This is a genomic window from Sphingomonas sp. Leaf231 (genome assembly GCF_001421995.1).
Taxonomy (GTDB): domain Bacteria; phylum Pseudomonadota; class Alphaproteobacteria; order Sphingomonadales; family Sphingomonadaceae; genus Sphingomonas.
Genome location: NZ_LMLS01000005.1, coordinates 359,066 through 378,442, shown reverse-complemented (window position 1 = coordinate 378,442; position 19,377 = coordinate 359,066). Strand labels below are relative to the sequence as shown.

Annotated in this window: 15 protein-coding genes; 2 read left to right on the top strand and 13 right to left on the bottom strand. The window is 65.3% G+C overall.

The genetic code is table 11. The features are described 5' to 3' along the window. Positions 1–231: 231 nt before the first annotated feature. The 6 genes from kduD to ASE95_RS16130 form a co-directional block, all read right to left on the bottom strand. The gene (kduD, locus tag ASE95_RS16155; RefSeq protein WP_056638566.1) at positions 232–999 is read right to left on the bottom strand and encodes a 2-dehydro-3-deoxy-D-gluconate 5-dehydrogenase KduD; all 768 of its coding nucleotides are present in this window, start codon (positions 997–999) and stop codon (positions 232–234) included. Then, the gene (kduI, locus tag ASE95_RS16150) at positions 984–1,820 is read right to left on the bottom strand and encodes a 5-dehydro-4-deoxy-D-glucuronate isomerase (RefSeq protein ID WP_056638561.1); all 837 of its coding nucleotides are present in this window, start codon (positions 1,818–1,820) and stop codon (positions 984–986) included. The genes kduD and kduI overlap by 16 nt, the downstream gene beginning before the upstream one ends. 14 nt (positions 1,821–1,834) lie before the next feature. Next, positions 1,835–2,950, bottom strand: a complete 1,116-nt coding sequence (locus tag ASE95_RS16145) for a glycoside hydrolase family 88/105 protein (protein ID WP_056638558.1) — start codon at positions 2,948–2,950, stop codon at positions 1,835–1,837. Further along, positions 2,947–4,233: an MFS transporter gene (locus ASE95_RS16140; RefSeq protein ID WP_056638555.1), complete on the bottom strand. Its 1,287-nt coding sequence runs from the start codon at positions 4,231–4,233 to the stop codon at positions 2,947–2,949. The genes ASE95_RS16145 and ASE95_RS16140 overlap by 4 nt, the downstream gene beginning before the upstream one ends. A gap of 61 nt (positions 4,234–4,294) precedes the next feature. Beyond that, a complete protein-coding gene (locus ASE95_RS16135) occupies positions 4,295–7,228 on the bottom strand; it encodes a TonB-dependent receptor (protein WP_235528367.1) in 2,934 nt (977 codons plus the stop codon). Between the two features lie 81 nt (positions 7,229–7,309). Further along, complete coding sequence (locus ASE95_RS16130; RefSeq protein ID WP_056638798.1) at positions 7,310–8,032, bottom strand: FadR/GntR family transcriptional regulator; 723 nt, start codon at positions 8,030–8,032, stop codon at positions 7,310–7,312. A gap of 124 nt (positions 8,033–8,156) precedes the next feature. Here ASE95_RS16130 and ASE95_RS16125 point away from each other — a divergent pair, with 124 nt between their 5' ends. Further along, positions 8,157–9,083: a DUF4861 family protein gene (locus tag ASE95_RS16125; RefSeq protein WP_056638795.1), complete on the top strand. Its 927-nt coding sequence runs from the start codon at positions 8,157–8,159 to the stop codon at positions 9,081–9,083. After that, the gene (locus ASE95_RS16120; protein WP_056638553.1) at positions 9,080–10,345 is read left to right on the top strand and encodes a DUF2264 domain-containing protein; all 1,266 of its coding nucleotides are present in this window, start codon (positions 9,080–9,082) and stop codon (positions 10,343–10,345) included. Before ASE95_RS16125 ends, ASE95_RS16120 begins: the two co-directional genes overlap by 4 nt. A gap of 82 nt (positions 10,346–10,427) precedes the next feature. On the opposite strand, the gene ASE95_RS16115 is transcribed toward ASE95_RS16120, so the two are convergent. The 7 genes from ASE95_RS16115 to ASE95_RS16085 form a co-directional block, all read right to left on the bottom strand. Continuing rightward, positions 10,428–11,114 (bottom strand): response regulator transcription factor, encoded by a 687-nt coding sequence (locus ASE95_RS16115; RefSeq protein WP_056638551.1) that lies wholly within the window; start codon positions 11,112–11,114, stop codon positions 10,428–10,430. 1 nt (position 11,115) lies between these two features. Next, on the bottom strand, positions 11,116–13,791 hold the full coding sequence (locus tag ASE95_RS16110; RefSeq protein WP_056638547.1) for a sensor histidine kinase: 2,676 nt from the start codon (positions 13,789–13,791) through the stop codon (positions 11,116–11,118). Beyond that, entirely contained in the window at positions 13,791–14,390 is a 600-nt protein-coding gene (gene kdpC, locus ASE95_RS16105; protein ID WP_056638544.1) for a potassium-transporting ATPase subunit KdpC, read from the bottom strand. The genes ASE95_RS16110 and kdpC overlap by 1 nt, the downstream gene beginning before the upstream one ends. 12 nt (positions 14,391–14,402) lie before the next feature. Further along, on the bottom strand, positions 14,403–16,436 hold the full coding sequence (kdpB, locus tag ASE95_RS16100) for a potassium-transporting ATPase subunit KdpB (protein WP_056638541.1): 2,034 nt from the start codon (positions 16,434–16,436) through the stop codon (positions 14,403–14,405). Between the two features lie 12 nt (positions 16,437–16,448). After that, positions 16,449–18,152: a potassium-transporting ATPase subunit KdpA gene (gene kdpA / locus ASE95_RS16095; protein ID WP_056638538.1), complete on the bottom strand. Its 1,704-nt coding sequence runs from the start codon at positions 18,150–18,152 to the stop codon at positions 16,449–16,451. 11 nt (positions 18,153–18,163) lie between these two features. Further along, positions 18,164–18,253, bottom strand: a complete 90-nt coding sequence (kdpF, locus tag ASE95_RS16090) for a K(+)-transporting ATPase subunit F (protein ID WP_082450223.1) — start codon at positions 18,251–18,253, stop codon at positions 18,164–18,166. Positions 18,254–18,364: 111 nt separating this feature from the next. Then, a complete protein-coding gene (locus ASE95_RS16085; protein WP_056638529.1) occupies positions 18,365–19,246 on the bottom strand; it encodes a TorF family putative porin in 882 nt (293 codons plus the stop codon). Positions 19,247–19,377: the final 131 nt, after the last annotated feature.

Sequence of the window (19,377 nt, the reverse complement as noted above, 5' to 3'; positions counted from 1 at the left end):
TTTGGCTCTGGCGTCCGCCGGTGCGGCGAGGCAAGCGCATCGAAAAGCGATGGCCACCCGCCTTGTGCGTGCGAGGACGTCAAGATAACTCAATCGCACGGCGGGCGGCCCTGTTCGCCGCCGGAAAGCACTTCGGCTAAGTGTCGTCGTCGCGGGCGAACTCGATAAATCCCGATCCGCTCACATAAAGGCGCGTGAGTGCGGGTGAGGTATCAAACCGACGTTCCCGTCTTATCGCGCCAGCCAACCGCCATCGACCGCCAGTACATGGCCCTGCACATACGCCGCGGCATCGGAGGAGAGGAACACCGCCGCGCCGCCAACGTCGGCGGGCGTTCCCCAGCGACCGGCAGGAATTCGATCGAGGATGCCGCGGTTGCGGTCAGCATCGGCTTGCAAGGCGGCGGTGTTGTTGGTGGCGATATACCCGGGGGCGATCGCGTTCACCGTGATGCCGTGCCGCGCCCATTCGTTGGCCAGCAATTTCGTCAGCCCGCCGACCCCACTTTTGGCTGCGGTGTAGCTCGGGACGCGTATGCCCCCCTGAAACGTCAGCATGGAGGCGATGTTGATGATACGCCCGCCGCCGGCCGCGATCATGTGCCGCCCGGCGGCCTGCGACAGGAAGAACACCGACTTCAGATTGGTGTCGATCACCGCGTCCCAGTCCGCCTCGGTGAAGTCGACCGCGTCCGCGCGACGAATAATGCCGGCGTTGTTGACTAGGATGTCGAGCCGACCCAGTGCGCGGACGGTCTCCTCGACGATGCCGGCGACCGGGTCGATCGTCGACAGGTCGGCGTCGATCAACGCCGCGCGTCGTCCAAGCGCGCGGATGTGCGGGGCGGTGTCCTCGGCCCGGGTGCGGCCGACGCAGGCAATATCCGCCCCCGCTTGCGCCAGCGCCACCGCGATCGCTTGCCCGATCCCGGTGTTCGCACCGGTGACGATCGCGACCCGGCCCGTCAGGTCGAACGGATGGCCTAGCGGAGCTGGCATATGTCGCACACGTCCATGTCGTTGTAATCCTGGTTCTCGCCCGCCATCGCCCAGATGAAGGTATAATTGCTGGTACCCGCGCCCATGTGCACCGACCACGGCGGGCTGATGACGACCTGCTCGTTGTCGACCACGATGTGACGCAGATCGTCCGGCTTGCCCATATAGTGGAAAACGCGGTTGTCGTCCTCCAGGTCAAAGTAAAGGTAGATCTCGCTACGCCGCTCGTGAACGTGCGGCGGCATCGTGTTCCACACCGATCCCGGCTTCAACTGCGTCAGACCTAGGCACAGCGACGCACTGGCGCACAGGTGAGGCAACACCAATTGATAGATCGTGCGGTCGTTGGAGGTTTTCAGACTACCGCGCTGCATCGGATTGGCGTCGCTGAGCGTCACCTTGCGCAGGGGAAAGGCGGTATGCGCGGGAACGCTGAGCAGATAGTAGCGGGCGCCTTCCCCGGCGAAGGTTACGTCGACCGAACCCATCGGGACGTACAGCGCCTCGTATCGCGCCAGGTCGAAGACCTGTCCGTCGACCATGACCTGTCCGGTGCCGCGGCCGATGTTGACGACGCTCAGTTCGCGACGTTCGAGCAGCGGGTGCCCGGCGGCGCTGTCGGGCTCGCTATGCGTCGGCAACACCAGCGCGGTATCGCCCGGCACCGCCCCGCCGATGATGAAGCGCTCGCCATGCGAATAGGTCAGCACGATCTCACCCGCGCGGAACAGGCCACCCACCAGATAACGGTCGCGGAGCGTCTGGTTGGAGACGCCTTCCATCATGTCGGGGTGGGTAGCGTAATAGGTCTTGGCGTACACGTCGGTGCTCCTGTTCAACGATCGGTGCGGTCGAGCCGCGCGATCTGCGTCGCGGCCATCAGGAAGGCCCCCACGCCGTAATATTGCGTTTCCTGCGCCGCCACTTTGTCAGGGCGGTCGCTGACCTGTTGTACCCAGCCGAGCCGGCCGTCGGGCTGGATCGCGCGCTCCAGCGCCGCCCAGCCGCGCCGTGCGACGGGCGCGTAATCGGCCCGCGGCAATACGCCGCTGTTGACCCCCCACGCCATGCCATACGTGAAGAAGGCGGTGCCGCTGGCCTCCGGCGGCGACGCTTCGGGCGCGAGCAGCGAGGGAGCCCAGTAACCATCGGCTTTCTGTAGCGTCTTCAGCTTTGCCGCCATGTCGCGGAACAATCCTTCCATCCGCGTGCGATCTGGACTGTTCCGGGGCAGCAACGGGATGATCCGCGCCATCCCCGCGAAGACCCAACCGTTGCCGCGGGACCAGAATTGTTTGCGGCGCTGCGCATCGCGTCGCTCGAAGAAGCGGCTGTCGCGGTAGTAAAGGTGCTCGACCGGATCGAGCAGGAAGTCGGTCGTCGCCCAGAATTCCTTCATTGCGAAGGCACGATAGCGCGGGTCGCCGGTCTGGCGGCTCAGTTCGACCAGCGCGGGCGGCGCCATGAACAAGGCGTCGCACCAGCACCAGCGCGTCAGGCATTCGGTCGCGCCATACCCGTCCGGCGGAACGGCGAAGGCCAGCGTCGTTACCGCGGGCTTGTCGACGACGCGATCGAAGGTGGCCTTTGCCGACGCCAGCGCCTCAGGCGGCCCGCCATTGGCAGCCGCCCAGAGGTAGCTTTGCACGATTGCGTGGTCGTCGGCGAAATACGGCTTCTCGCCGGGCCGCCAGCCGTTCGCGCCCCCCATCGCCATGATGGCATCCTTGATCCGCGGCGGCGCGCCGGCGTCGGCCAGTGCGGTCATGCCCGCCCAGAACACCGCCGGCTCCCACGCGCGCATGTCGCCGCTGCGCGGATTAACGTCCATATGGGCAAGTTGCCAGTCGGCGAGCTTCACCGCCTGCGCGATCGGTCCTCGTTGCTGCGCGGCTGCGGGGGCAGCAACCACCATCATGCTTGCGGCGATCGTAAGATGTCGAAGGATCATGCGGCGCTCTCCTGAGGTTCGAAACGGGCCGGTGTCAGCCAGGGGCTGATGAGATGCAGCGACAGCAATGCCAGCAGGTACGCGCCGCCCGCCACCGCAAAGATCGGCGCATAGCTGCCGGATGCGCCCAGAACGTGGCCGACGAACTTGGCGATCAGCATGCCGCCGATCGCGCCCGCTGTGCCGCCGATTCCCACCACGGACGCGACAGCCTGGCGCGGAAAAAGGTCCGATGGCAAGGTGAGCAGATTGGCGGAGAACGCCTGATGCGCAGCGGTCGCCAACCCGATCAGCGCGACGGCGATCCACAGCTTGTCGATGTACTGGACCGTCACGATCGGCAGAACGGCGACCGCGCAGACCAGCATCGTCGCCTTGCGCGCGGCGTTTGCGGACCAGCCCCGGCGCAGCAGCCGCGACGAGGCCCAGCCGCCAAGGACGCTGCCCCCGTCAGACAACAGATAGATCACGACCAGCGGCGGGCCGAACGACTTCAGATCCAGCCCATAACGCTTGCCAAGGAAATCCGGCAACCAGAACAGGAACATCCACCAGATCGGATCGGTCAGGAACTTCGGAACCGCATAGGCCCATGTCTCGCGCACCGCGAACAGCTTCAGCCAGGGGATATGCCTGACCGATGGCGTCGCATCACTGCGGATCAGCGCCAGCTCTTCGGTGGTCACGCGAGGATGGTCTTCGGGGCGACGATAGATCGCGATCCAAGCGATCAGCCACAGCACGCTGAATGCGCCCGTTGCGATGAACGCCATCCGCCAGCCGTATGCCAGCGTGATCGCGGGGACCAGCAGCGGGGTCGCAATCGCGCCGACGTTCGCGCCGGCGTTGAACAGTCCGACCGCAAATGCCCGTTCACGCTGCGGAAACCATTCGGTGACCGCCTTCAGCCCCGACGGGAAGTTTCCCGCCTCACCCAGTCCCAGCGCGAAGCGGGCGGCGGCGAACTGCGCCACCGTGCTGACCAGCCCGTGCGCGACATGCGCCAGCGTCCAGAAGGATAAGGCGAGCGCATAGCCGACGCGCGCGCCAAGCCGGTCGACGAGCCGCCCCATCATCAGGAACCCCGCGGCGTAGGCGGCCTGAAACCAGAAGACGATGTCGGCATATTGCGCCTCGGTCCAGCCGAGGTCGCGCTGGAGCACCGGCTTGAGCACGCCGATCATCTGACGGTCGATGTAGTTGATCGCGGTTGCCGCAAACAGCAGCGCGCAGATCGTCCAGCGATAACGTCCGGTGGTGCGCGGTGTGACGATGTCCGACATGACGCAAGCGCTCTGGAAAAGGGGGCACGCGACACCGTCGCGCGTCCCGGTTGAGGACAGATCAGAACTTGCCGCGGATGCCGAACGAGATGGTCGTGCCGTTGAAGAACGAATTGTCGCGACGCGACTGCCCGTTACCCTTGGGCTGGTCCGGGTTCTCGTAATAGATGTAGAGGTTTTGATTGGTGATGTTCAGCGCATCGACACGCAGCTCGAACCGTTCGTTGACGCGGTAACTGACCGTGCCGTCGAGGAAGCCCTGCGGCGCGGTATAGGCAATCTGGTCGTTGCCGTTGTTGATCGAGCTGTTTCCCGACCGCGCGCGATAATTCCACGATCCGCGGATCGCGAACGGACCCTTCTCGTAAAAGGCGGTTGCACTGTAAGAGTAGTCAGGCACCGACGAGATGCTGACGCTGGTTCCCTTCGTGGTCACGAAGTCGTTGCCGTCGCGCCAGACCTTCGTGAAGCTGCCCAGCACGCCCAGACCATCGAACGGCGCGGGGAGGAAGGTCAGGTTCTGCTGATACGCGATCTCCAGCCCCTTCAGATCCAGCTTGCCCTGGTTCTCGACCGTGGTGACGTTGAACAATTGATCCGGCTGGATCGTGCCGGTGTCGCTGCCGGTCAGTGACCGGCGATCGAACAGATCCTGCGACAATTGCAACGAACTGAACGGCACGCCGAAGATCGTCACCGCCTGTGGTGTATCCTTCAGCGACTTCTTGAACGCGCCGACGCTTAGAACCGCGCCGGGTTGAAAGTACCATTCGGCACTGAAGTCATATTGCGTGGCGGTCTGTGGGCGGAGATTGGGATTGCCGACGGTGACGTCGGGGTTGAAACGGTTCGGAATGGCGATCCCGCTCGCGATATCGACCAGCGCAGCGCGGGTGATCGTCTTGCCCGCAGAGCCACGAACCAGGATCTTTGGCGTGATGTCCCAGGCGAGGCTGAGCGAGGGCAACCAATTGTCGTAGCCGCCACGCCGTTCACGCGGGACGAACGCGCCGCCGGTGGCTGGCGCGAAATTCTCGATGACCGTCTGCGTATCGGCGTACCGCATGCCGACGTTGCCGCGCAGATCACCCTGCCCCAGCGGGAGTTTCATGTTCGCCTCGAAGAAGGCCGCCTTCACGTTCTCCTCGGCGCGGAACTTGGAATTGAGCTGCACCGGCGAGGCGGCATTGGCGCCGTTGGCGTCGAGGAAGTCCATCACGAATGCACGCGGGAACGTCGCGAATTGCGACGGGTATCCCGCATTTCCGCCGTTGCCGGTCTCTCCGTACGGCAGGAACGGCACCATATAGGAAAACACGTCCAGCGTCGCGAATGTACCGCCGCCCGGCAGCGTCCGCGACCGGCCGATCGCCGTACCGTCGCGACGCTCGACCTGCTTGATGCTGGAAACGTAGCTGGCGCCGAGAAGCGCTGACCATTCGGCCCCGGCGAATTCGCCCGCCTCCCAGTTCACGATGAACCGGCCGCTGCGTTGTTCATCCAGCTCGCGCGCCGAGCCGAAGCCCAGGCTCGGGTCGGTGTAGTTGCGGGGGTTGGTGAACGATGTAGGGGAGCTGATCGTCGGATAGGTGACGTCGGCGGTGGGATCAAACGTCGTCCGGATCGAATAGATGTTGGTAACGATACGATTGCCGGAAGAAAATGCCTCGCTTTTGTTGAGATTACCCTGCGCGGAAAGCTTCAGCTTGTCGGTGGCGCTCCATACTGCACGGGCGATGCCGTATTTGAACTCGGTTTTGGCATCACGGTAAAAGCTCTCGGTCAAGATCGAGCTGTTGTCGAACGTGCCGTACAGATTGTTGTACTGGTCGATCTTGACATCGACCGGGATCAGCCCGGACTTGGTGCCGCGCCCGGGCAGGCTGGTGGACCCCGGCACCGTCCGGCCATTGCGCACCGGCACGCCGAACGTGAACTCATCGTTCACGTCAGTTAGGCGGGAGTATATGCCGTCCAAGCTCGCCTCGAACCGGTCGCTCTTATACTGAAGCGACCCGACCATGCCGAGCCGCTGACGCTCATTACTGGACGTGAATACGCGGTAGAAACGCGGCATGTAGGCATTGGCGATCTGCGTACGGGTCAGACTACCGAAATTCGCCGCCGGATTGTCGAGATCGAGCGCGAAGGGAAAGGTGCCGGTGGTATTTGGCGGTGGCGCGGGCGAGAGGAACCCCGGCGCGGCGAGCGCGGTCGAATTGTAGCCACCGGTCGATTGAAAGCCCGATCGTTCGTTAACGTTCTCCGAATAGGCAATGCCGAACAGCGCACCGAAGTTTCCGACGGTGTCGCTGACGAGCAGCGAAGCGCGCGGGCGGATCTGGTCGGACTCGGTATTGTAGTTCTGCGCCAGACTGTACCGCACCACGCGACCGGTGCTGTCGAAGGGGCGCGGGGTCTGGAGATCGACGTTCCCCGAAATTCCACCCTCTTCCAGGTTGGCGAGCGGGCTTTTGTAGATGTCGACCCGGCCGAACAATTCAGACGGAAAGACGTCGAAATTGAACGTGCGCGAGGAATTGCCGACGCCGCCGGTCGAGGTCGTACGCACCGGCGCGCCGTTGATCGTCGTCACCGAGAACGATGGGCCGAGGCCGCGGATGCTGATCTGTTGCCCTTCGTTCGACGCGCCGTCGCGCGACAGGAAGATGCCGGGTATGCGCTGAAGCGACTCAGCGACGTTCGCTTCCGGGAACTTGCCGATGTCCTCCGCAACGATCGAGTCACGTACGCCGATCGCCTCGCGCTTCAGCGCCAGCCCCTCGGCAAGGCTGCGGCGAAAGCCGGTGACGACGATGTCATCGCCCGCGCCGGCGGTATCCTGAGTGTCGGGAACCTGTGGCGCGTCGGGTGCGGTATCGACCTTACCTCCGGGCGGCGCGACCGGGGCGACCTGAGCCGCGGCAGGGACCGCCGATAACGCCAGTGCAATGGCCTGTGCCGACGCCATGCCGATGAACAACGACCTGCCCACGATAACCCCTCCTGTAACACCGCTTTTGCGGCTTGCAGGTCAGTTATCATACAACTCTGCTTCTGCGTCAATGCAGCTGTGTCACCGGCGGCGAGAAAAAGTCGCCGCTTCGTTCAGCTCGGCGTGGCGGCTCAGACTCTCCTGCATGTGGTGCCGCGCAGCATCGCGCGCGCCCGCCGAGTTCATGCGTACGATCGCATCGACGATCGCCTCGTGCTCCGCTCGCACCTTCTCCACGTAGGCACGCTGCGCCTCCGGGGGTTGATCGCGCAGATACAGATTGCGCGGGGGCACCAGCCTCACACCCAGAAACTCGATAAACTTGACGAAATGATCGTTCTGCGTCGCATGGGCGATCGCGGCGTGGAAGCGGGAGTCGGCCTGCGCCGAGGCGACCGGATCGTCCGCCATCACCGCCATGTCGCGCAAGGCGGCGCGCATCGCCGAGATATCCGCCATTGTCCGGCGAGCTGCCGCAAAAGCTGCCATTTCCGCCTCGACAGACAGCCGGACCTCAAGCAACCTGACTACATCGGCAAGCTCGCTCATGTCCCGCCGGGTGATCTGGAAGGCCTGGTAGCGCGCTTCGTCGGACACGAACACGCCCGAACCCTGCCGCGCCACGGCCATGCCCTGCGCCTCGAGGCGGGCGACCGCCTCGCGCACCACCGTCCGGCTGACACCTTCGTTCTCTGCGATCTCCTTCTGGGTCGGCAGCCGCGATCCCGGCGACAGCTCCCCCGAACGGATGCGCGCCTCAAGCTTGACGAACAGGGCATCTGCCATCGACACGGTCTTGGTCATGCCGGCCATATAACAAGAACGATGGCCAACCACATCGCCAAAGCGAAAGCTTGGCGAAATTGATATGATGTCCTAAGTTATCGTACAACATGCTTCGGGAGGGTGCGATATGGCGGGCGGGTGGATGATCGTACCGGTAGTGCTGAGCTTGATGACGGGCTCTTCCGCAGCGGCCCAGCAATCCCGCGCCGTGCCGCTGCCGGTCGTCTCGCCGTTGCCACCGCCTCCCAGCCGTACGCCCGCCGCCGTCGCGCTGCTTGCCGGCTATCGCTACGACGATCTGCTGTGGGAAAACGATCGCACCGCGCATCGCATCTACGGGCATGCGCTTGAGGTGGCCGAGCCGCCATCCGGATCGGGGATCGACAGCTGGGGCAAGAACGTCGTCTGGCCGTTTGCCGATCGTCAGCTGCGCACCGGCGATCAGCACGGCTATCACGGCGAGGGCATCGATTTCTACAATGTCGGCACCACGCGCGGGGCGGGCGGCCTTGGGATCTGGCACGACAACAAGTTATGGACATCGCGTAACTTCGTTCGTCACCGCATCATCGCGTCGGGCGGCGGTCGCGCCGATTTTGCCGTCGATTATGCGCCCTGGCCAGTCGATGTCGGGCGCAAGGTTTGGGAGACTCGCCGCTTCACCCTGCCGCTCGGCACCCATTTTACCCGCATGGTCTCGACGATTTCCTCCGACCGGGACGAGCCGCTGCTCGTCGGCATCGGCATCGGCAAGCGCACCACCGGGCAGGGTGCGGGCGAACTGACCGTTGATCGCGCCCGCGGGCTACTGTCATGGTGGGGGCCGGACGATGCGGGACATGGCCGTATGGCGATCGCAGTGCGCGTCGATCCGGGCATGATCGCCGAGGTGCGCGGCGATGCCGAAAACCATATCGTCCTGCTGCGCGTCAGGCCGGGGGTGCCGTTCGTCTATCATTCGGGATCCGCGTGGAGCCACGGCGTCGGCGGCTTCCGGACCCGCCAGCAATGGGATGCCTATGCCAGCGGGACGCAGCTGGACTTCGCGATACCGAAAGCGGGAGAATGACGATGCAGGTGGATCGACGCGCACTGCTGGCGGGCGGCCTGGCACTCACCGCAGCGACGACGGCGCGGGCACAGCCTGCCCCCACCCCGCTCCCCGATGGTGCCAGCGATCGCGGCTATGCGATCGATCTGCTGCGCCGCATGGCCGAACCGGTGCTCGGCCGCATGGCACGGGGACGTTTGCGTGCCGAGTGGTCGCCGGAGCTCAGCCCGACCTGGGACGGGCGCAATCCCGGCGTGGCTTATCTGGAAGCGTTCGGACGGTTGATCGACGGCATCGCGCCGTGGCTGGCGCTGCCCGACGACGGCAGCGCCGAGGGGCGGCTACGCGGTCGCCTGCGGACGCAGGCGCTGGAGAGCTACACCCACTCGGTCGATCCCAGGAGCCCCGACTATCTCCTATGGCGCGGCCATGGTCAGGCGCTGGTCGATTCCGCTTACTTCACCAGCGCGCTCCTGCGAGCACCCGATACCTTGTGGAAGCCATTGGATACCCGGACGAAATCGCGCATCGTGGAGGAGATCAAGGGCCTGCGTCGCATCTCGCCGCCGTATCAGAACTGGTTGTTGTTCGCAGCGATGAACGAGGTGTTCCTGTTTTCCATCGGGGAAGATTGGGATCCGATGCGCGTCGACCTGACCGTCAAGAAGATGCTCGAATGGTACGTTGGCGACGGATGGTACGGCGATGGCGAGCGCTTCCACTTCGATTATTACAACAGCTACGTCATGCACCCGATGCTTGTGCAGATCCTGGCGACGCTGGCCGCGGGCAAGCCCCAGTTCAACAACCTGAAGCCTGCCGAGGAACTGACGCGCGCCATCAAGCGCGAACAACGCTATGCCGAGCATCTCGAACGGATGATCGCACCGGACGGCAGCTATGCCGCGATCGGCCGGTCGCTGACCTACCGGACCGCCGTCCACCAGCCGCTCGGGCATCTCGCGTGGAAGGAGCGGTTGCCGGACACTCTGCCTGCCGGGCAGGTGCGCGCCGCGACGATGGCAGCGCAGCGGCGGGTCTTCAGCGACTCCAGCAACTTCAACGCCGACGGCTTCCTGACGATCGGTTTTGCCCGACATCAGCCGGGACTGGGCGACATCTATTCCAACGCCGGCAGCATGTATATCGCCTCCGAAAGCCTGATTGCACTGGGCCTTCCCGCCAACCACGACTTCTGGACGGCACCACCCCTGCCTTGGACGATGCGCCGTGCGTTCGCCGGCGAAGACTTCCGCAAGGACTATTACGTCGACTATTGAGGCCTCGCGTCGAGCGCTTCGATAGTGAGAGCAGGTCCGTGCCGGCCATCAAGCCGGCGCCGAAAACTTGTGCAGCTCCGGATCACGACTCGCCTTTCAACCGGTATCCGACCCCCAGCTCGTTGGCGATCACGCTGCCGATCGGGCCGGGCGGCTCCAACTTCTGGCGCAGGTTGCGGATGACGATGCGGAGGTACTCGACCCGCGCGTCCTCGTCCCCGACCCATGCGGCGGCCATGATCCGTTCGTGGGTCATCACCTTGCCGGCATGTTCCGCAAGAAGGTAGAGGATCGCCTGTTCCTTCCGCGTCAGGTGCAGCTCCTGCCCACCGCGAAAGACGATACGGCGTTCGAGGTCGATGCTGAGATCGCCGCGGCACACGATCTTGGGCATGTCCTGCGATAGCGCTTGATGGCGCAGCGCCACCCGCAGACGCGCGAGCAATTCGTCGGTGTCGAACGGCTTCGTCACGAAGTCGTCGGCGCCGAGGTCGAGCGCGCTGACTTTCTCATCCACCGCCTCGCGGGCCGACACCACCAGAATCACACCGTTCCCCTGCGCGCGGAGCAAGGGGATGATGGAAAGGCCATCCCGGTCGGGTAATCCGAGGTCGAGCAGGATGGCGGCAGGTCGCTGCCCCGCCGCCTCGCGCAGTGCGCTTCTGCCATCTCCTGCCTCGATGACGACGTAGCCGGCGCGGAGCAGCGTGTTGCGAAGCAGACGGCGGATGGCGGCGTCGTCATCCACCACAAGGATCGTGGCGGGCATGTCAGGATACACTCCGGGTGGGGATCTCACGGACGATGAGGTCTGACGGAAACACCAGCGCGAACGCCGCCCCGGCGACATCCGTCCGGTTCGACGCCTTTATGGTCATCCCCATCGCTTCGGCGAACGCCTTGACGATGGCAAGGCCCAGCCCGGTTCCGCCGACGGCGCGATCGGAGCCTTCCAGTCGCCTGAACGTCTCGAACACCTCCGCCTCGCGCCCGGGAGGAAGTCCGGGACCGCGGTCGAGCACGGCGAGGCAGATCTCACCGAGCATGTTGCGCCCCTTGATGACGATCTCCGTTCCCGGCTGGCCGTACCGACCAGCATTGTCGAGGAGGTTCAGCAAGCAATGATGGAGAAGTTGAGGATCGGCGCGGACCAGCGGCAGATCGGGCGGCACGTCGAGCCGGACCTGATGACCCTCCAGCGCGCGTCGCGCATCATGCGCCGCACCGGTCACGGCATCGCTGAGGTCCGTGGCCTCGATCTTGAGGCTGAGCGCGCGCGCCTCGATCCGCGCCATATCGAGCAGATTGGCGACGAACCGGTTCAGCCTCGCCGCCTCCGACCTGATGGTGCCGATCAACTCGGGCGTACAGCCGTGCTGAAGTTCGTCGGCCGCAGCGATCACCGCCGTCAGCGGAGTGCGCAGATCGTGACCGACCGATGAGAGCAGCGCCGCGCGAAGCCGGTCGCGGGTACGGACCACGTCGACATCGCGCATCTCGGTCTGGAGCCGCAGCCGTTCTAGTACCAGCGCGGATTGATCGATCAGGCTGCTGAGCAGCGGCAGGCGATCGGCCCGCACCGCCTTGCCCGCCGTTTCGTTCGCCACGCCGAGCACGCCCAGCACACGGTCACCGGCCTGCAAGGGCTGGAACAGCCAGTCGGACGCGGCGAGCGTGCCCGAGCCGCGGCCCGTCGATGTTCCGTTGTCGAACGCCCAGCGCGCGGCGGCGTTGTCCATGGTGTCCAGGCGGTAGGCGGGATCACTGGCGGCCAGCACCGGCAGATCGCCGCTGTCCCCTGCGCCGAGCAGAACGACCTGCACGCCGAGCAGCCGTCGTACGTCGTCGCAAATCATCTGCGCGGCGACATCGGCGTCGTTGACGCCGGCGATCTGGCGAAGGAAGCCGGTCAGCGTGGCGTTCGTCCTGGCGCTCGCGGTGGCAAGATCAGCCTGGGCGCGCACGCGGGCGGTAAGCTGGCTGGTGGCCGCGGCGATGCCGAGCAGAACGACGACGGATACCGCGTTTTCGGGATTGCTGATGCTGAGCGTGCCGACCGGCGGCAGAAAGAAGAAATTGTAGGCCAGACTGGATGCCAGACCGGCATACAGTCCGGTGCGCAGCCCGAACAGGCTGGCACCGACCATCACGGGTAGCAGGTACAGCAACGCCAGATTGCCGAGGTCGAATTCTGGCTGAAGCATGACGCCGCCGATGGTCACGGCGGCGATGATCGCGCTGGTCACTCCATAGCCGACCGGCGATCCCCAGCGTGTCCGCGCGCGCGTGCCGCGTTGCGTATCCGCAAGGTCATCGGCCATCGGCATGACGTGGATCGCGATCCCCGGCGTCGCCCGGACCAGTCGATCCACCACCGAGCCGTGTCGCAATTCGAACCACCACGAACGCCGCGATTTGCCGATCACCAGTTGCGTCGCGCGTGCGTCGGCCAGAAAGGACTGGATACCCTCGACCACATTGGACGCCGGCACGGTCGCGACCGACCCGCCGAGCTGCGCCGCCAGCGTCATCGCCGCGGCGACCCGGCCATGCTGCTCGTCGGTGAAGTGCGCGGCGCGCGGTGTCTCGATAAACACGGCGGTCCACGGCCCGCGTAGCCCGTCGGCGAGGCGCTTGGCCGCACGCACCAGCGCGTCCGCACCCGGCAGCTCGTTGATCGCCACCACGATCCGGTCGCTGCCCGCCCAGCTGCCACCCAGACCCAGAGCGCGTATATCGTCAAGCATGCGCGCATCGACCGCCTGCGCCGCACGACGCAGCGCCAGTTCGCGCAGCGCGGACAAATTCGCTCTCGAAAAGAAGTGGCCGAGCGCGCGCGTCGCCTCCTCGGGCAAATAGACCTTGCCGGCCTTCAGCCGCTCGATCAACTCGTCGGGCGGGATATCGACGACTTCTATTTCGGCTGCTTCGAGGATGCTGTCGGGCACCGTCTCGCGAACGCGGACGCGGGTAAAGCTGGCAACGACGTCGTTCAGGCTCTCGACGTGTTGAATGTTGAGGGTGGTATAGACGTCGATCCCCGCCGCCAGCAGCTCCTCGACGTCCTGGTAGCGCTTCGGATGACGGCTGCCGCGCGCATTGGTGTGCGCCAGTTCGTCGATCAGGACGAGGCGCGGCGCACGCGCGAGGATGGCGTCCAGATCCATCTCGCGAAGCGTGCGCCCTTCATACAGCATGTCGCGGCGCGGGACGATCTCGTGAACACGCGTGAGCGCTTCGGTTTCGACGCGACCGTGCGTCTCGACCAGCCCGATGACCACATCCGCTCCGTCGCGTCGGCGTGCCGCACCCTCCGACAGCATCTCGCAGGTCTTGCCGACCCCCGGTGCCGCGCCGAGGAATATCTTCAACCGCCCTCGGCCCTCCTGCGTGGCGGCACGCAAAAGGGCCTCTGGTTGCGGTCGTCGAGCGTCGGCACCCGGCATCAGCGAGGGCGCGCCGCTATCGCAGACTTGCCCGGCAATGCATCAAGTGCGCGGTTGAGCGACAACACGTTGACGTGCGGCGCCCCGAGCAGCGAGGCGGCAATATGCGAGGTCACCAGCCTCCGAACCCGCGCGACGGGCAAGCCGCGGACGCGGGCGACCCGCGCGGCCTGCACCAGCGCGGCATCCGGCGACAGATCGGGATCGAGCCCGGATCCGCTGGCGGTGACGAGGTCGGCGGGAAGCAGCCCCGATGCGCCCTCGCCGCGCCGCTTCGCGACATCCGCACCGACGCGCTCGACCAGCGCCTTCGACGCCGGGCCAAGGTTCGATCCAGACGAAGCAAGCCCGTCATAGCCGGTGCCGGCAGCCGAAGGCCGCGTCTGGAAGTAGCGTCCGGAGGTGAACGCCTGTCCGACGACGGTCGAACCAATCACCTTGCCCCGCTCGTCACGCACGAGGCTGCCGTTCGCCTGCGCCGGAAAAACTGCCTGACCGATGGCGGTCATCGTCAGCGGATAGGCGACACCCAGCAGGATGGCGAACAGGATGGTCATGACGATTGCGGGGCGCAGCGCGGAAGAGACATCGTTACCCATGTGCTTGATCCTTTACGCGAGACCCAGGCCGCCGACCACAAGATCGATGATCTTGATGCCGACGAACGGGGCGAGAAGGCCGCCAAGGCCGTAGATGGCGAGGTTGCGGGCCAATAGCGGCCCGGCGGGCATCGGCCTGTACACGACCCCCCTCAGCGCCAGCGGCACCAGCAGCGGAATGATAAGAGCGTTGAAGATGATCGCGCTCAGGATCGCCGACTGCGGCGTCGCCAGCCGCATCACGTTCAGCACGCCCAGCCCGGGGTACAGCACCACGAACATCGCCGGGATGATCGCAAAATACTTGGCGACGTCGTTGGCGACCGAAAAAGTCGTCAGCGCGCCGCGCGTCATCAACAGCTGCTTGCCCAGGCCGACCACCTCGATCAGCTTGGTCGGATCGCTGTCGAGGTCGACCATGTTGCCCGCCTCGCGCGCGGCCTGCGTGCCGGTGTTCATCGCCACGCCGACATCCGCCTGCGCCAACGCCGGTGCGTCATTGGTGCCGTCCCCGCACATCGCTACCAGCCTGCCGCCGGCCTGTTCCTTGCGGATCAGCTCCAGCTTGTCCTCGGGGGTCGCCTGAGCGAGGAAGTCGTCGACGCCGGCCTCCGCCGCGATCGCTGCGGCGGTTAGCGGGTTGTCGCCCGTGATCATGACCGTGCGAATGCCCATCGTGCGCAGCTCGCGGAAACGCTCTCGGATCCCTACCTTCACCACGTCCTTGAGGAAGATGGCGCCAAGCAGCCGACCGTCCTTCGCCACTGCAAGCGGCGTGCCGCCCGCGCGCGCGATCTCGTCGGTAATCCGCCGCAATTCCGTTGCGGCCGCCGTCTCGCCGGACCCTTCATTGGCCCGGAGGATCGACGCCACCGCACCCTTCTGGATCAGCGTGTCACCAATGCGGATTCCTGAGACCCGCGTCTGAGCGGTGAACGCGATGATTTCGGCATCCCCCGGCATGGGCCGCCGAAGGTCGAAAAGCTCGCGCGCCAGCACCACGATCGAGCGGCCTTCCGGGGTTTCGTCGGCAAGGCTGGCGAGCAGCGCCGCCTCGGCCAGTTCGGCGCCGCCGACGCCCGCCACCGGCCGAAACTCCGACGCCTGCCGGTCTCCGATGGTGATCGTCCCGGTCTTGTCCAGCAACAGCACGTCGACGTCGCCCGCCGCCTCGACCGCGCGACCGGATTTGGCAAGCACGTTGAAGCGTACCAGCCGGTCCATCCCGGCGATGCCGATCGCCGACAGCAGGGCAGCGATCGTTGTCGGGATCAGCGTGATGAACAGCGCCGCCAGGATCACGACAGGTATGCCGCCGCCCGCGTAGGAAGCGAAGCCCGGGATCGTGCCCACCGCGATCAGGAAGATGATCGTCAGCCCGACGAGCAGGATCGTCAGCGCGACCTCGTTGGGCGTCTTCTGCCGCTCGGCCCCCTCGACCAGCGCGATCATGCGGTCAAGAAAGCCCTTCCCCGGCTCTACCGTCACCTTGACGCGGATCTCGTCGGAGATGACGCGCGTTCCGGCCGTCACAGCCGAGCGGTCGCCACCTGCTTCGCGGATCACCGGCGCGCTTTCGCCGGTGATCGCGGCTTCGTTCACCGAAGCGACACCGGAGACGACATCACCGTCCGACGGGATCAGCTCGTTGGTCTCGACCAGCACGACGTCGCCGACGACCAGCTGGCTGGCTGGCACCTCGTCCCACGACCGCCCGTCGCCTTTCAGTCGCTTGGCGATCAACTCCGCCTTCGTCGCGCGCAGGCTCGCCGCCTGTGCCTTGCCGCGTCCTTCCGCAAGTGCCTCGGCGAACGTACCGAACAGGACGGTCAGCCACAGCCAGACCGCCAGTTGCGCCTTGAAGGCGAAGCCGAGAGCGTCTTGTCCAATAACGAGCAGCAGGGTCGCCAGCACCGCGACGGCTGCGGTGACGAACATGACGGGGTTGCGAATGAGGGCGCGTGGATCGAGCTTCGCGAACGATCCCTTGACCGCCGGCAGGACGAGGTCGGTCGTGAACAGGCTTCTGGAATGGGCTTTCGCCATGATGGCCCCCGATCAGGAAAGCTGGCCGCGGATCATCGCGAGATGATCGGCGATGGGACCGAGCGCGAGGCTCGGCAGGAAGGTGAGACCGCCAAGGATCAGGACGATGCCGACCAGCAGGCCGACCCACAGGCCGCCGGTGGTCGGGAACGAGCCCGCGCTCTCCGGCGTGTGCTTCTTGGCGGCGAGCGAACCGGCGATAGCCAGCATCGGCACGATGACAAAGAAGCGCCCGACCCACATCGCGATACCCAACAAGCCGTTATAATATGGCGTGTTCGCGGTCACGCCTGCGAAAGCTGATCCATTGTTGGCGACCGCGCTGGTGAAGGCGTAGAGGATCTCCGCAAAACCGTGCGGTCCCTTGTTGAGTGGCCCGGCCAGCCCCGATCCCAGGATCGACGACAATGCGGTCAGCCCCAGGATCATCAACGGCAGCACCGCAATCGCGAGCACCGCCAGCTTGACCTCGCGCGCCTCGATCTTCTTGCCGACATATTCGGGCGTTCGCCCGACCATTAGCCCGGCGACGAACACCGCCAGAATGGCGAACAGCAGGAAACCGTAGATGCCCGCCCCGACCCCGCCGATCACGACTTCGCCAAGCTGCATGTTGAACAGCGGGATCATGCCGCCGATCGCGGTAAAGCTGTCGTGCATCGCGTTGACCGCGCCGCAAGACGCGGCCGTGGTGACGACCGCGAACAATGCCGACGCGGCGATGCCGAACCGCACCTCCTTGCCTTCCATGTTGCCGCCGGCGACGCCAAGATCATGCAGTACCGGGTTGCCTGCTGCTTCCTGCCAATAGACGATCGTCGCGCCGGCCAGGAACAGGATCACCATCGCCGACAGAATCGCCCGGCCTTGCCGCGGATTGCCCACCGCCCTGCCGAACGCCGATGTCAAACCGAAGCCGATCAGGAAGATCGACAGCATCTGGACAAGGTTAGTCAGCGCGGTCGGGTTCTCGAACGGATGCGCCGAATTGGCGTTGAAGAAACCGCCGCCATTGGTGCCGAGCATCTTGATCGCTTCCTGGCTGGCGACGGGGCCGAGCAAGAGCGATTGCCGCGCACCCTCGATCGTGGTGACGTCCACGACGCCGGCCAGCGTCTGCGGCACGCCGGACGCGACCAGGAACAGCGTGTAGACGACGCAGACCGGCAGCAGCAGGTACAGCGTAACGCGCGTCACATCGGCCCAGAAATTGCCGATCGCCTTCGCCTCGCGACGTGCGAACCCGCGAAACAGCGCGAAGGCGAGCGCGATGCCGGTTGCTGCGGAAAGGAAGTTATGGATGGCCAGCCCCAGCATCTGGCTGAGGTTCGACATGACGCTTTCACCACCATAGCTCTGCCAGTTGGTGTTGGTGGTGAAACTCACCGCCGTGTTGAAGGCCAGATGCGGGCTGAGGCCATCCAGTCCCTGCGGATTGCCGGGAAGCACACCCTGCAAGCGAAGTATCGCATAGGTGAACGCCATCAGCGCGGTGTTGAACGCCAGCATGTGCAAGGCGTAGCGGCGCCAGTCCTGCTCCTTCCCCGGATCGATACCCGCCGCCTTGTAGAAGCTGCGCTCGACTGGACCGAGGACGATGTGGAGCGGCGTTCGCCGCCCCTCGTAAAGTGCGAACAGCCATGCACCGACTGGCTTGGTCAGCACGAGCAGGATGGCGATGAAGCCGAGGATCAGGAACAAGCCCGGAAGTGTCATGATCGCCTCCTTCAGAAGCGTTCGGGGCGGATCAGCACCACCACGAGATAGATGAGGAGGCCGCATGCGATGAGCGCAGCCAGCCACAGGTCGAGGGTCATCATGGGCGTCCTCAGGCGTTGTCGCACAGGCGGGCGTAGGCGATCGTCAGCGCCACCAGCCCCACCATGATCGCGATCCAGAGCAGATCCTGCATCACAAGTTCCTCGCGATCAGAAAGCGGCGATCAGCGCGACCGTGACGGTGCCATCGGCGATCGTGCCGATGCCGTCCTGGCCCTTGCTGAAGCTCGGCAGAAGGTAGGCCGACCTTCGGATGGAGAGGTCCGTGTCGACGTAGCTGATGTTGAAGGTCAGGTTCCGATAGGTGACGTCCGCGCCGAGCGACCAGTCCCAGTATTCGCCGGTCGGCGATACCGCGGTCGCGTTGGGGCCCAGGCCGTCCTGACCCCAGCTATGGCCGACATGCGCCCTGGCCGTGAGGGGGGTGCCCGCCACCGCCAGTGCGCCGTCACCCCAGAGGTAGAAATTGTCTTCTTTCGCGCCGGGGCTGTTGTAGACGCCGCTCGCGGCATCCGCTCCGCTGGCGTACCACCTGCCGATCGCCTGCTGTCGGGGCGCATAGGCGACGCCCGCCGTCAACGTCACCGGGCCGGCGGTGCCGGTCAGCCTGGCGTAGGGCTCGGCAAAGTCGGTCTTGTCGGCCCCGCCGGGGTACATGTACCAGGTCAGCCCTGCATCGAGGGTCGCGTGGCCGGCCAGCCTGACCTTGTACCCGCCGATCAGGTCGAGTTCCGTGTTGCCCCCGCCGAACGTGCCCCATCCCGCCAGATTGGACGCCCACCCGCCTGCGTAGAGGCCGCTGTCGTGCGCGACCGTGATGCCGCCCTGAACCGCCATCTCCGTGTCCGATTGCGACACGCCGCGGAAGCGATAGTCGGAGACGATCGCGGCCGAACCACTGATGGTGAATGCGGGCGGAGGAACCGCTTGCCCGGTCGCTACGATCTTGTCGGTCGGCGCGGACTGCGCCTGTGCAGCGATCGGGATCGCCGGCAGGACCGTGATCACGGCTGCGTGAAGGAACTTCGTCATTGCACCCCTTCGGAGCGGCGATCGTCTGGTTACGTCGCCTTCAGGGGTGCTCGATTAGGCGCAGGTCGCGTAGCAATTCGAGAGCGATTCCAGCTAATCGCATATTGCGGGCATATAGCGGGGTGATTTTG

Coding starts and splice junctions, on each gene's coding strand:
- ASE95_RS16120 (WP_056638553.1), top strand. CDS start 9,080: ATGACGATGCAGGTGGATCGACGCGCACTGCTGGCGGGCGGCCTGGCA.
- ASE95_RS16085 (WP_056638529.1), bottom strand. CDS start 19,246: ATGACGAAGTTCCTTCACGCAGCCGTGATCACGGTCCTGCCGGCGATC.
- kdpB (WP_056638541.1), bottom strand. CDS start 16,436: ATGGCGAAAGCCCATTCCAGAAGCCTGTTCACGACCGACCTCGTCCTG.
- kdpF (WP_082450223.1), bottom strand. CDS start 18,253: ATGACCCTCGACCTGTGGCTGGCTGCGCTCATCGCATGCGGCCTCCTC.
- kduD (WP_056638566.1), bottom strand. CDS start 999: ATGCCAGCTCCGCTAGGCCATCCGTTCGACCTGACGGGCCGGGTCGCG.
- ASE95_RS16110 (WP_056638547.1), bottom strand. CDS start 13,791: ATGCCGGGTGCCGACGCTCGACGACCGCAACCAGAGGCCCTTTTGCGT.
- ASE95_RS16130 (WP_056638798.1), bottom strand. CDS start 8,032: ATGACCAAGACCGTGTCGATGGCAGATGCCCTGTTCGTCAAGCTTGAG.
- ASE95_RS16145 (WP_056638558.1), bottom strand. CDS start 2,950: ATGATCCTTCGACATCTTACGATCGCCGCAAGCATGATGGTGGTTGCT.
- ASE95_RS16115 (WP_056638551.1), bottom strand. CDS start 11,114: ATGCCCGCCACGATCCTTGTGGTGGATGACGACGCCGCCATCCGCCGT.
- ASE95_RS16140 (WP_056638555.1), bottom strand. CDS start 4,233: ATGTCGGACATCGTCACACCGCGCACCACCGGACGTTATCGCTGGACG.
- kdpA (WP_056638538.1), bottom strand. CDS start 18,152: ATGACACTTCCGGGCTTGTTCCTGATCCTCGGCTTCATCGCCATCCTG.
- kdpC (WP_056638544.1), bottom strand. CDS start 14,390: ATGGGTAACGATGTCTCTTCCGCGCTGCGCCCCGCAATCGTCATGACC.
- ASE95_RS16125 (WP_056638795.1), top strand. CDS start 8,157: ATGATCGTACCGGTAGTGCTGAGCTTGATGACGGGCTCTTCCGCAGCG.